Annotated in this window: 9 protein-coding genes and 1 pseudogene; 7 read left to right on the forward strand and 3 right to left on the reverse strand. The window is 67.4% G+C overall.

Going from position 1 to position 11,896, the window contains the following annotated elements; genetic code table 11:
* Positions 1–136 precede the first annotated feature (136 nt).
* The 5 genes from norR to IB278_RS16960 all read left to right on the forward strand — a co-directional run bounded on the left by norR (position 137) and on the right by IB278_RS16960 (position 6,294).
* Entirely contained in the window at positions 137–1,714 is a 1,578-nt protein-coding gene (norR, locus tag IB278_RS16940; protein ID WP_192324376.1) for a nitric oxide reductase transcriptional regulator NorR, read from the forward strand.
* 233 nt (positions 1,715–1,947) lie between these two features.
* On the forward strand, positions 1,948–2,427 hold the full coding sequence (locus tag IB278_RS16945; protein ID WP_192324377.1) for a hypothetical protein: 480 nt from the start codon (positions 1,948–1,950) through the stop codon (positions 2,425–2,427).
* A gap of 47 nt (positions 2,428–2,474) precedes the next feature.
* Positions 2,475–3,194: a response regulator transcription factor gene (locus IB278_RS16950; RefSeq protein WP_192324379.1), complete on the forward strand. Its 720-nt coding sequence runs from the start codon at positions 2,475–2,477 to the stop codon at positions 3,192–3,194.
* Between the two features lie 68 nt (positions 3,195–3,262).
* Positions 3,263–5,134, forward strand: coding sequence for a hybrid sensor histidine kinase/response regulator (locus IB278_RS16955; RefSeq protein WP_192324381.1), 1,872 nt, complete (start codon positions 3,263–3,265; stop codon positions 5,132–5,134).
* Positions 5,135–5,190: 56 nt separating this feature from the next.
* Positions 5,191–6,294 carry a hypothetical protein gene (locus tag IB278_RS16960; protein WP_192324383.1) on the forward strand — a complete coding sequence of 368 codons (1,104 nt, stop codon included), beginning with the start codon at positions 5,191–5,193 and terminating at the stop codon, positions 6,292–6,294.
* A 634-nt stretch (positions 6,295–6,928) separates the two neighbouring features.
* On the opposite strand, the gene IB278_RS16965 is transcribed toward IB278_RS16960, so the two are convergent.
* Genes IB278_RS16965 through IB278_RS16975 form a run of 3 tightly spaced genes read right to left on the reverse strand, consistent with a single transcriptional unit; the run spans position 6,929 to position 10,027 of the window.
* Positions 6,929–7,273 carry a c-type cytochrome gene (locus tag IB278_RS16965; protein WP_225612960.1) on the reverse strand — a complete coding sequence of 115 codons (345 nt, stop codon included), beginning with the start codon at positions 7,271–7,273 and terminating at the stop codon, positions 6,929–6,931.
* Entirely contained in the window at positions 7,270–9,540 is a 2,271-nt protein-coding gene (locus IB278_RS16970) for a xanthine dehydrogenase family protein molybdopterin-binding subunit (protein WP_192324385.1), read from the reverse strand. The genes IB278_RS16965 and IB278_RS16970 overlap by 4 nt, the downstream gene beginning before the upstream one ends.
* Positions 9,541–9,553: 13 nt before the next feature.
* Positions 9,554–10,027 (reverse strand): (2Fe-2S)-binding protein, encoded by a 474-nt coding sequence (locus IB278_RS16975; RefSeq protein ID WP_192324387.1) that lies wholly within the window; start codon positions 10,025–10,027, stop codon positions 9,554–9,556.
* Between the two features lie 321 nt (positions 10,028–10,348).
* On the opposite strand from IB278_RS16975, the gene IB278_RS16980 reads away from it, so the two are divergent.
* Both IB278_RS16980 and IB278_RS16985 read left to right on the forward strand, forming a co-directional pair.
* Positions 10,349–11,299: a GSU2403 family nucleotidyltransferase fold protein gene (locus tag IB278_RS16980; protein WP_192324389.1), complete on the forward strand. Its 951-nt coding sequence runs from the start codon at positions 10,349–10,351 to the stop codon at positions 11,297–11,299.
* Positions 11,300–11,308: 9 nt separating this feature from the next.
* A pseudogene (locus tag IB278_RS16985) lies at positions 11,309–11,896 on the forward strand (helix-turn-helix domain-containing protein); the annotation flags it as partial.

Genomic DNA, 11,896 nt, shown 5'->3' on the forward strand with positions numbered 1-11,896 from the left:
GTGGCTTTCGGGGTCGGCAGTTGGGATGCTCTTCCCTCTCACGATCCATGCCAGCCGGCGGCCTCTCGCAAGTGCCCGCCGCCATTGGGGAATTGCGATACGTGGTCAAATTCGCAACAGGATTCATGTTGCATTTATGACCACTACCAGTGTCAATTCGACCACAAGCGGGGCGGCCGCGGCCCCCGAGGGCCCGCGCTACCGGTCGCTCCTTGCCGCCGCGCGCGGCCTCGTCCGATGCGATGCCGCCGCACTGCTGCGGCTCGAAGGCGACGTGCTGCGGCCGCTGGCCGTGGACGGCCTGAGCGACGAAACCCTGGGGCGGCAGTTTCCGGTGGCCTCGCACCCGCGCTTTGCCCGCCTGCTCGAGAGCGAGCGGGGCCTGCGCTTCGCGCAGGACTGCGGCCTGCCCGATCCGTACGACGGCCTCGTCGCGGGCCAGCCGGGCATCCTGCCCGTGCACGACTGCATGGGCGCGCCGCTGCGGCTGCGCGGCGCCGTCTGGGGCCTGTTGACGCTGGATGCGCTCGAGGCCGGCACCTTCGAGGCCGTGGGGCCGGCGCAGCTCGACGCGCTGGTGGCGCTGGTCGAAACCGGCATCGAGGCGGCCCACACGATCCAGGAAATGGAAGCGCGCGCGATGCGCGAGCAGGCCGTCGCGCAGGCCCTGCGCTCGGGCGGCGGCGCCACGCGCGAGCTGCTCGGCAGCAGCCCCGCGATGAAGCAGCTGTGCAGCGAGATCGACACGGTCGCGGTGTCCGACCTCACGGTGCTGGTGCTCGGCGAGACCGGGGTGGGCAAGGACCTGGTGGCGCAGCGCCTGCATGCGCGCTCGCGCCGCAGCGACCAGCCGCTGGTGCAGGTGAACTGCGCGGCGCTGCCCGAGACGCTGGCCGACAGCGAGCTCTTCGGCCACAAGCGCGGCGCCTTCACCGGCGCGCTGCAGGACCGCAGCGGCAAGTTCGAGATCGCCGATGGCGGCACGCTCTTTCTCGACGAGGTGGGCGAGCTGCCGCTGACGGTGCAGGCCAAGCTGCTGCGCGTGCTGCAGAGCGGCGAGCTGCAGCGGCCCGGCAGCGATCGCACGCTGAAGGTCGACGTGCGCGTGATCGCGGCCACCAACCGCGACCTGCCCGCAGCGATCGCGCAGGGCCGCTTCCGTGCCGACCTCTACCACCGGCTTTCGGTCTATCCGCTGGTCGTGCCGCCGCTGCGCGAGCGCGGGCGCGACGTGGTGGCGCTCGCAGGCGGCTTCCTTGAAGAGAACCAGCATCGCCTGGGCGCGCGCAACCTGCGGCTGTCGCCGGCCGCCAAGGCCGCGCTGCTCGCGCACGGCTGGCCCGGCAACGTGCGCGAACTCGAGCATGTGATCAGCCGCGCGTCGCTGCGCGCCTTCCGTGAGCAGCGCCGCGGCGCGCGCTGGACGGCGATCGAGCCGCATCACCTGGCGCTGGATGCGACGGCTGCGGGCAGTTCCGCGACGCTGCCATCGCAGCCACCTGCGCCGGCGGGAAGCCAAACAAGCCTTGCTGCCGCCGGCGGCGGCACGCTGCGCGAAGCCACCGAGGCGTTCCAGCGGGCCTGGCTCGCCGATGCACTGGCGCGGCATCGCGGGCACGTGGCCAATGCGGCGCGCGAGGCCGGCATCGACCGCAGCAACTTCCACCGGACGCTGCGCAGGCTCGGCGTGCCGCGCCCGGACGGCGCGCCCTGAATGGCCTGCCGCTGCATAGGCGGCACTTATGAATAGAGAACCATAAGGCCCGCACCAATGAATTCTTCCAATCGGGGGTCAGAGTCCGACGAACTGTGAATTTTTCGGGAGAAAACGATCAGGTCGATCCCGAAGTGACGAACGTCACTTTCCGATGGCGAAGGGCGAGTCCCATACTCGCTTTTGTTCACTGGCAGTGGCCGGTGAAGAACCACTCTTCGGGAGTACGCGACATGATTTCACAGATGCTCAAGAGTTGCATCCTCGCCCTCTACGGCGGGGCACTGCTCCTTACCGGCTGCGCAGCGCCTCGGCCCAACCCGGTCCAGCAGGCGGCCAATGCGATGGTTGGCAAGCCCATCTCGGTCGCCCTCAAGGCCTTCGGACGGCCGACATTGAATCTGCCGCCGTGCTCCTACTGCACCGATGGCGGCACTTATGCGTGGAACAACACCAGGATCTCGAAAGAGTGGCGGATGACCTGGGTGCAGACCGGCACCGAGACCAGCCAGCAAGTGGTTGGCATGACGCCTGGCGGCCGCGGCGTCGCGCCGATGATGATCGTCCAGAACGTGTCCAAGCCGGTCGGCGAGGATCGGATGGTGGAGGCCACCCACGTCGACTACTTGTGCGACATCCAGGCCTTCACTGACATGAAAAACATCATCAAGTCGATCTCCGTTGCGGGCTGTACGAGCAAGGACCGGTACTGAAAGGTGCGCTGTGCCATCCCGCCACCGCTGAACGTGCCACCAACCGTATGTCCGGCACCCGACCGCCGTTGACGCCTATGCGATCCGCGATTCCCCGATCGAGCCCTGGCGGCATCCTGATCGTGGATGACCACGATCTTGTGCGCCTTGGCGTGCGCGCTTTGCTCCAGGCCCAGGAATCACCTTCTGGTGAAGGCGTGGAGATCTTCGAGGCGGACTGTCTCGCACAGGCGCTGACCATCTATGAGCGCTTCGCGTCCTCGATCGGACTGGTGTTGCTGGACCTTGCATTGCCCGACACGCAGGGACTCAGCGCCGTCTCCCAGTTTCACGAGCGCCATCCCGATGCCCGCATCGTGGCGTTGTCGGGTGCCGGAACCACCTCGCTGGCCCAGAGCGCGATGGCACAAGGCGCGCTGACCCTGGGCGCCAGCGCATTTCTGCCCAAGTCCGCCAACCTCAAGGAGGTCGTGAGCTTCATCCGGGCCTGTGGACTGCTCGGCAGCGACGTGGTCGACGGACTGGCCGGCGCTGCACCACCGTCGGCGCGAACGACCCGCTACTCGCGTCCCTCGTACAGCCGCGCTTGGCGGTCCCTCACCGCGAGCCAGGTACGGGTGCTCCAGCTGGTGCTCGAAGGCAGGACCAACAAGGAGATCGCGCAACTGGCCGACCTGCAAGAAGGCACGGTGAAGAACTATGTCTCGACAATCCTGCTGCTGTTCGGCATGCGATCGCGTGCGCAGTTGATCAGCAGCCTGCGCTGAACAGGCCACGCGGGCCGCGGGAGACGCCACGGCGACAGCGGCGCGATCCCTGCACTGGAGTCAATGAAATGGACAACGATGTCTCGACGGCACGCACTGCCACCGTCGATGCGAGCCTCGATGAAAGGGTGCTGCGCGAGCACCTGGCCTCGGTCTACTCGAACCATCGAACGACGGTGCTCGCCCACCTGGGTTTCGCAACGGCGCTTGCGATTTTTACCTTGTTCCATTTCCGGCCCCAGTGGGTGATCTGCGCCTGGCTGGCGGCGCTGGCGACGGTGGACCTCTACGCGCTCTTCACGCCGCGCTGGACGCCCGCCGCACCGACGGCCGAGAGCACGTACTGGGCGCGCAAGTACACAAGGCTCGTCACGCTGATCAGCACGGCCACGGCCTTCGCGCCTTTCTTCTTTGTCTCGGCCACCGACCTGTTCATGACGACCGTGCTCACAGTCGTCATCATGGGCAGCTGGACGCGTGCGGTACAGGCGCGGTGGCCGCTGCGATCCGCCATGTTCGGCTACGGCATTCCGATGATGTCGGGACTGATCCTGGCGCTGGCCTGGTATGGCGGGCCGCTGAACTGGTTCCTCGCGGGCTTTGGCGCGGTCAACCTCGTTCTCACGCTACGCGCGGGTGTGCAGCAGAACCGGCGGTTGACCGAGTCCCTGATACTGCGCTTCGAAAACGAGGCCTTGGCCGCGCGCCTGAAGGAGCAGATCGAGGCCACCGAGCGCGCCAGCGCAGAGAAAACGCGCTTTCTCGCGGCAGCGAGTCACGACCTGCGGCAGCCAATGCACGCCATCGCGCTGTTCGGCGCCGCGATGCAGAACGCGTTGCGCGACCATCCGGAGAGCAGGAATGCCGAGCGCCTGATGCGCGCGGTCAATACGCTGGGCACCTCGCTGGACACCATGCTCGACGTCTCGCGCCTCGACGCGGGAATTGTGGTCTCCGACCCGCGAGCGCTGGAGCTTGACGCGCTGTTCCTGGCCTTGAACCAGACCTTCGCCGCCCAGGCCGAGCAGAGGGGCCTCCAGCTACGGGTGCGCGCCAGCGGGCTTTGGGTGCGCAGCGACCTCCAGCTGCTCTACCGCATGCTCTCGAACCTGATCGACAACGCGCTGAAGTACACCCGCCAAGGCGGTGTGAGCGTGACCGCGCGTGCGCGCGGCGAGATCGTATGGGTGGAGGTGCGCGACACCGGTATCGGCATCGCCTCCGAGCAGTTGAGCCGCATCTTCGAAGAGTTCTACCAGATCGACAATCCGGGACGCGACAGGGCACGCGGGCTCGGAATCGGCCTGTCGATCGTCAAGCGGCTCTCGCGCCTGCTGGCCCATCCGGTGATGGTGCATTCGCGCCCCGGCCGGGGCACCCGCTTCCGTCTGATCGTGCCGGCCACGGAACCGGTCGACGAAGCGCAGACCGACCTGCTGCTGCAGGACCTGGAGTCGCCTGTGCGCCATCGCTTCGCGGCGCCGGAGCTGCACGGTCGGATCTTGCTGATCGACGACGAGGCCGAGATCCGCGTCGCCATGACCGAACTGCTCAGCGCCTATTCCGTCGATGTCCTGGCGGTGGCCGACGAGGCACAGGCGGCCGAAGCTCTTGCAAGTCCCGACGCGAAACTGCATCCCTTCGCGATGCTGCTGTGCGACTACCGCCTTGCCGGGGGCGAGGACGGGCTGGAAGCGGGCCTGCGCCTGCGCGAACGCTTCAGCCTGGAGATCCCGTTGTTGCTGATCACGGGGGAGACATCGCCCGAGCGCTTGCAGCGTGCGCGGGCCTCGGGCATGCCGATGCTGTTCAAGCCCGTGAGCGCCGCGATGCTGCTGCAGGCCATGGCCGACCTCGCCTCGGCCGAGGTCCAACAGCGCGCCGCCCTGCAGACCCGAAGTGACTTTCGGCACTTTGGGGACGTCTCGTCCCCTTCCTAGACTGCCCGACGCACCGCCATGGTGGCGGATGCGCACGCAATGCAAAGGAGGATTCGATGAAGGCAAATCTTTGGACAACGGCGGCGGTTGCCGCGGCTGCGGCCACCGCCCTGATCGGCTGTGGTGGCGGAGGAGGAGGCGGCGGCAGTGGCTTCCCGATCCTGCCGCCTGGTGCGCCGGCCCCTGCACCTTCGCCGGCTCCGGCGCCCGCGCCGACGCCTGCACCGCCACCCGCACCGGCGCCTGCGCCGGTACCGATCAATGCCGATTTCAGGTTCCTGAGCTTCTCGCAGGAGCGCGGCGGTTCGGACACACCGGAAAAGCGCTTCGACGACTACGTCGCACTGCTCAACCAGCAAGGCGCTGCGGGCTACCGCTACGTCGAGGGCGAGACGGGCGGCACCCTCACCACCTTCTCCGACAACTTCCTGATGGTGAAGGAAGGCGATGCGACCTACACCTACGAATACAAGAAGCACATCGCAGGCAGCGGGATAGACGCCTTGTTGCAGCAGATGAAGGAGCAAGGTGCGAAGGGCATGCAGTACGTCAAGATGCTCACCCAGGTTCGCCTGACGCAGAGTTCGTACGAGCTGGCCGTGCTCTACCGCCGGGATGCCGCCGCGAACAACACGTACGACTACACCGCGATCCCCCAGCCGACGACCTCGGGCGACTTCGTCGGCCAGGGTAACGCGCAGGGCGCCAACGGCTTCCGGCCATGGGCGACGCCACCTGTGCGATCCGGGGACGGCAGCCTGTGGCAGTTCTTCATCAAGGACGCGAAGAGCGCAGCGCGCTACGAGGTGAAGGCGCTGGTGAGCCCGCTGAGCACGGTCGGCGGCACGGAAGACGATCTGAAGGCCCAAGTGCGCGCACAGGGCGGCCAGGGATATCGCCTGCTGAAGAACGGCCCTCTGGAAAATTCCAATGACTTCGTCCTCTACGTCAAGGACACGACGCAGTCGAGCGTGTTCGAGTACGAGTTCCTGACCGCGCCGGACAGCCGTCTGTCGGCCGCCTACGCGACGCAAGCCAACGGCCAGACAGGCGCGGGGCTGCGCTACTTTTCCAAGGGAGCCGTGTACTTTCGCGCGTCGGCTTGCGCGGGGGCGCTATGCGTGTCGCCGGATGCAACAGAGCGGATCCCGCTCAACTGACCACAGGTTGCCGGGCCGGCACCTGATCAAACGGTTCGGCGCCTCCCATGCTCCGAAGCGGAGGGACGCTCTGCGAACTCCCAGTGACATTCCGCAGCGTGTCCGGCCTCTTTTCCAGGACCTGCCGCTCACTACTTTGTGGGAGTGTGAATAGTTACCAATCTCCACACAATGGCGCGAAATCTCGACAAATAATTACATGACGCAACGTGCCTGCCAAGAGTTCCTGCGACAGGCAAGCTCGATGCCGTGAACCTCTTGGAGCTTGCCTTGGAAAACCTGTTTTCAAGTTGCCCGTGTGGCTTTGCCCACATGAAACGGCTCCAGCGGGGCTTGTGGATGCGTCTGTTCCCTTCGCGGCGGCTTTATCGTTGCGCCCTGTGCGGCCGCATGCAACTCGCCCCCCGAAGAGCCGTTGAACAAGCGATCGCCACGCGGCTGGCCCAGGAGGCGGTGCATCGGCAGCCTCCCGAGTCGCGCCCGAACGTCGCATTCGGGCGTGCACATCGAGGAAGCTGACGGTTCGACGGTGTTGCGTCGCTAGTGCACTCCTGATTCCGCGCTTGCCCAGCTCGCTACTTCCGCTGGGGGCGAGTTGCTGGGGGGGCGATGCGGCGCTCTTGTCATCATGCAATCACGGAGCGCCGTCGATCAGCCACTGCGCGAGCGACTGCAGGTCGGCATCGGGGACCCGGCCTTGCGGCGGCATGGGCATGGCGCCCCACTTGCCCGAGCTGCCGGCCCTGATGCTCGCCGCCAGCTGCGCCGCGCTGGTCTTTCCGTCGCCGTAGCGTGCGCCGATCTCCTTCCACGACGGCCCCACCACCTTGGCCGCGGGCTGGTGGCACGCGATGCAGGCGTACTTCTGCGCCAGTGCCTGGCTGGCCGCCGCGCGGTCCGGCCAGGCCGCGCCTGCGCCAAGCGCCAAGGCCAACGCGAGAGAGGCTGCGAGGCGCTGCTTGCGATCGTTGCGGGTCATGCCGGTTTGCTGTCCGCCAGGTTGAACGGCAGCTGGCGCAGCGGCTTGCCGGTCAGCTGCGCGATGGCGTTCGCGAAGGCCGGCGCCAGCGGCGGCAGACCCGGCTCGCCGATGCCCTTGGGCGGCTCCGCGCTCGGCACGATATGCACGGCAAACTCGGGCATGTCGGTGATGCGCGCGACGGTGAAGTCGCCGAAGTTGCTCTGCTGCACTTCGCCGTCCTTCAGCGTGATGGCGCCGCCCGGCAGGCACATCGACAGGCCCATGACCGCGGCACCCTGCACCTGGGCTTCCACGCTGCGCGGATTGACGGCCAGGTTGCAGTGCACGCCGGCGGTGGCGCGGTGCAGCACCGGCTGGCCGTCCTTCACCGAAGCTTCCACCACGTAGGCCACCACGGACTCGAAGGATTCGTGTACCGCCACGCCCCAGGCGCGGCCGGCGGGCAGCTGCTTCTTGCCGTAGCCGCTCCGGTCGACGGCGAGCTGCAGCGCGGCGCGGTGGCGCGGATGCTTGTCGCCGAAGAGCTGCATGCGGTAGGCCACCGGATCCTGCTTCGTGCTGCGTGCGATCTCGTCGAGCAGCGTCTCCATCACGAAGGCGGTGTGGGTGGAACCCACGCTGCGCCACCACAGCACCGGCACGTTGGCCTTGGGGTGGTGCACGGTCAGGCGCATGGGCAGCGGATACGGATCGCGCATGCCCTCGACGGCCGTGGCGTCGATGCCGTTCTTCACCATCGAGTCGCCGAACACCGTGCCGGCGGTGATCGACTGGCCCACGATGACGTGGTCCCAGGCCAGCACCTTGCCGCGCTCGTCGAAGCCGATGCGCGCGCGGTGCAGGTGCATGGGGCGGTAGTAGCCGCCCTTGATGTCGTCCTCGCGGCTCCACAGCAGGCGCACCGGCGCATTGAGCCCGGCGGCGCGCGCGGCCTTGGCGATCTCGCACGCCTCGACCACCACGTCGCTCGAGCCCACGAAGCGCCGGCCGAAGCCGCCGCCGGCCATCTGCACGTTCACGCGCACCTGCTCGGGCTTGAGGCCGAGCGTGCGCGCCGCCGCGGCGCCGTCGAGCCCGGCGCTCTGCGTGCCGACCCACAGTTCGGCGCGGTCGCCCGACAGCTGGACGGTGCAGTTCAGCGGCTCCATCGGCGCATGGGCGAGGTAGGGGAACACGAACTCGGCTTCCAGCTGCCGCGGCGCCTTGGCCAGCGGCGCCATGTCGGCGTCGAACTTGCGCGCGCCGGGCTGCCTGGCCAGTTCGCGGTACTGGACCAGCTGCCGGTCGCTGTCGACCTTCTCGACGGCGGCCGTGTCCCACTGCAGCTTGAGCGCGTCGCGGCCCAGCTTGGCGGGCCAGTAGCCGTCGGCCACCACGGCCACGCCTTCGGCGCCGCGGTCCAGCGGTACGCGCAGCACGGCCTTCACGCCCTTGACGGCGCGCGCGGCACTGTCGTCCACCGAAGCGAGGCGCGCGCCGAACACAGGCGGATGCGCCACCACGGCCGTGAGCTGGCCGGCGTGCCTGACGTCGATGCCGAAGTCCTGCCGGCCGCTGCTCTTGGCGCGCGCGTCCAGGCGCGTGGTCGGGCGGCCGATGATCCTGAAGTCCTTGGGGTCCTTCAGCGTGACTTTCTCGGGCACCGGCAGCGCCATGGCAGCTTCGGCCAGCTCGCCATAGCCCAGCTTGCGGCCGTTCGGGCCCAGCACGGTACCGGCCTGCGTGCGCAGCGTGGACACGTCGACGTTCCAACGCGCCGCGGCGGCCGACAGCAGCATGGCGCGGGCGCGCGCGCCCAGCTCGCGGTACTGCGTGTAGCTGTTCTTGATCGAGTTGGAGCCGCCGGTCAGGTGCATGCCGAAGACCGGGTCGTGGTAGGCGGGGTCGTTGGTGCCGCTCTTGCTGCGCACCAGGCTCCAGTCGGCATCGAGCTCCTCGGCCAGGATCATCGGCAGGCCGGTCTGCACCCCCTGGCCGAATTCGAGGCGGTTCTGGGTCACGGTGACTTCGCCGCTGGGGGCGATCTGCACGAAGGCCGAGGGCTGCTGCGTCGGCTTGAGGGTGCTGGCCGCGGCGCCCTTGCCAGTGGCCTGCGCCATGGCCATGTGGGGAAAGGCGCCGAGCGCGAGGCCGCCGACGCCGGCCAGCTTCAGGAAGCTGCGGCGCGGCAGCGCGGCGGTGTCCTCGGGTTGTGGTTGGCTGGCGGCCATCAGGCGCTGCAGGATGCGCGGCAGTTCGGCGGGATCGATAGGGGTGGGCAGCATGGCAGACGCTCCTTCAGGCCAGGGATTTGGCGGCATCGGCCACCGCGGCGCGGATGCGGGCGTAGGTGCCGCAGCGGCAGATGTTGCCGGCCATGGCGGCATCGATCTCGGCCGCCGTGGGCTGCTTGCCCTGGGGCTGCGACTTGAGGAACGCCGTGGCGCTCATGATCTGGCCGCTCTGGCAGTAGCCGCACTGCGCCACGTCGTGCCTGACCCATGCGGCGTGCACGGCGGCGCCGACCGGGTCGCTGCCGTCGGTCGCGGCTTCGATGGTGACGATCTTCTTGCCCTCGGCGGCCGAGATGGGCGTGATGCAAGAGCGGATGGCCTGGCCGTCCAGGTGCACCGTGCAGGCGCCGCACAGCGCCGCACCGCAGCCGAACTTGGTGCCGGTCATGCCCAGCGTGTCGCGCAGGGCCCAGAGGATGGGGGTGCCGGGGTCGGCGTCGACCGTGTGGTCGCGGCCGTTGACGTTGAGCGAGCTCATGGTGGGATCCGTTCTTCGTGGGTGGGGTCGCGCCCGAGGGGCGCTGGCGGCGACTGTAAGAAGAAGAATCCAAAAGAAATAGTGGCGAATACTGCATACCTTGTGAAGCCAGGCTTCATGAAGCACGTCCGCGGACGGGAGTTAGCCAGCCTGAGGGCGCCCTGCCCCACCATGTTCCTGTTTTGAAATACTTATATAAGCTATTGATTTATATATATTTTCATCACATTTTCCGAAATCATCTGTTTGCAGTGAAAGGAAACAAAGGGCCTGCCTTCGCGTTTTTCACCATAAAAATGAAAACTTCAGGAAAATGATGAAATGTCGGACATCCTCGAAAACAGTGAAAGCCAGAAGCGGCAGTACATCGACGCGGAGAGCGTCTTTGCAGAAATTCGACGCTTGAGGCATGAGGCCGCGCAGTTCCGAGGCGGCATGATCTGGCGCGAGATCTCGGGTCATCGGTATCTGATCCGTACTTCTGTCAAGGGCGCCCACAAATCATTGGGGCCCGAAAGCGACGCGACCACCAAGATTTTTCAGACCTTCACCCAGCGCAAGGCCGCTCTTGCCGATCGACTGGCGTCCATCGAAAGGACATTCGAAGAGCAGCGTCGTCTGAATCGCGCGCTGCGCGTCGGCCGTGTCCCCCCCGTCGTCGTCGACGTACTGAACGTCCTGGACAAAGCGGGGATATCCGAGCATTTCACCGTGGTCGGCACACACGCCCTGTACGCCTATGAAAGTGCGTGTGGCGTGAGATTCGTGCCTCAGGCCATGGCGACTCGCGACATCGACCTTCTGTTTGATACGCGCAAGCATCTGGCCTTTTTTTCCCGCATGAAGGAATCGGAGGTGTCGCTGCTCGGTCTTCTTCGCAAGGCCGACAAGTCTTTCGAGCGCCTCGAGGATCAAAAGGAGACCGTGCGCAACGCGACCGGATTCGAGGTCGATGTCATTCGCCGTGTCGCCAAGGATGGTGACCCGCATCCACTGCGCATGAGCGATGACGAAGACGACATCTGGGCGGTGCAGGCCTCCACGGGCGAGCGGATCCTGAATTCCCCGCGATTCAGCCAGATGGTGGTCTCCACGACCGGTGAGATGGCACTCATGAACACGATGCATCCCTTGGATTTCGTGGACGTCAAGCTGGCTTTGGCGAAATATCCGAACCGCGATCCCCTCAAGCGTTCGAAAGACGTGTTGCAGGCTGAGCTCGTGGCAATGCTGGTGCGGAACTACATGCCCCAGTACGCACGACCGCTGTAGCCTCGCGCCATGGATTCCCTGATTGCCGCCTCCGCCCGCGCCCTGGCCGCCGGCGATGCGCTCGGCGCGCTCAAGCGGGTCGCGCTGCGTGACGACCCGCCGGCGCTGGCCCTGCGCGGCATCGCGATGGCGCAGCTGGGCGAGCATCCGCGCGCCCGCGAACTGCTGCGACGCGCCGCGCGCGGCTTCGGGGCCCATGAGGAACTCGCGCGCGCGCGCTGCGTGGTGGCCGAGGCCGAGGTGGCCATGGCCATGCGCGAGCTCGGTGGATCGCCGCGCGCGCTGGCCGCGGCGGCGGCCACGCTCGAAGCGCACGCCGACCATGCCAACGCGCTGCAGGCGCGGCTGATCGCGGCGCGGCAGCAGCTTCTGCTCGGCCGGCTCGAGGCAGCCCGGGCCGCGCTGGCGCCGCTCGATGCGCGTGACCTGCCGCCGGCGCTCGAGGCGGTCGCCGAGCTGACCACCATGGAACTGGCACTGCGCTCGCTGCACGTCGGCCCGGCACGCGCAGCGCTGGCCCGCGCGCAGGCGGCGGCTGATCGCGCCCGCGTGCCGGCGCTCTCGGCCGAGGTGGCGGAGGCGCGGGCTGCGCTCGAC

Source organism: Variovorax sp. VRV01, assembly GCF_014852545.1.
Lineage (GTDB): Bacteria > Pseudomonadota > Gammaproteobacteria > Burkholderiales > Burkholderiaceae_C > Variovorax > Variovorax beijingensis_A.

What these genes read in the sequence shown, in the direction of transcription:
- norR (WP_192324376.1), top strand. Translation starts at nt 137, where the DNA reads ATGACCACTACCAGTGTCAATTCGACCACAAGCGGGGCGGCCGCGGCC.
- IB278_RS16945 (WP_192324377.1), top strand. Translation starts at nt 1,948, where the DNA reads ATGATTTCACAGATGCTCAAGAGTTGCATCCTCGCCCTCTACGGCGGG.
- IB278_RS16950 (WP_192324379.1), top strand. Translation starts at nt 2,475, where the DNA reads ATGTCCGGCACCCGACCGCCGTTGACGCCTATGCGATCCGCGATTCCC.
- IB278_RS16955 (WP_192324381.1), top strand. Translation starts at nt 3,263, where the DNA reads ATGGACAACGATGTCTCGACGGCACGCACTGCCACCGTCGATGCGAGC.
- IB278_RS16960 (WP_192324383.1), top strand. Translation starts at nt 5,191, where the DNA reads ATGAAGGCAAATCTTTGGACAACGGCGGCGGTTGCCGCGGCTGCGGCC.
- IB278_RS16965 (WP_225612960.1), bottom strand. Translation starts at nt 7,273, where the DNA reads ATGACCCGCAACGATCGCAAGCAGCGCCTCGCAGCCTCTCTCGCGTTG.
- IB278_RS16970 (WP_192324385.1), bottom strand. Translation starts at nt 9,540, where the DNA reads ATGCTGCCCACCCCTATCGATCCCGCCGAACTGCCGCGCATCCTGCAG.
- IB278_RS16975 (WP_192324387.1), bottom strand. Translation starts at nt 10,027, where the DNA reads ATGAGCTCGCTCAACGTCAACGGCCGCGACCACACGGTCGACGCCGAC.
- IB278_RS16980 (WP_192324389.1), top strand. Translation starts at nt 10,349, where the DNA reads ATGTCGGACATCCTCGAAAACAGTGAAAGCCAGAAGCGGCAGTACATC.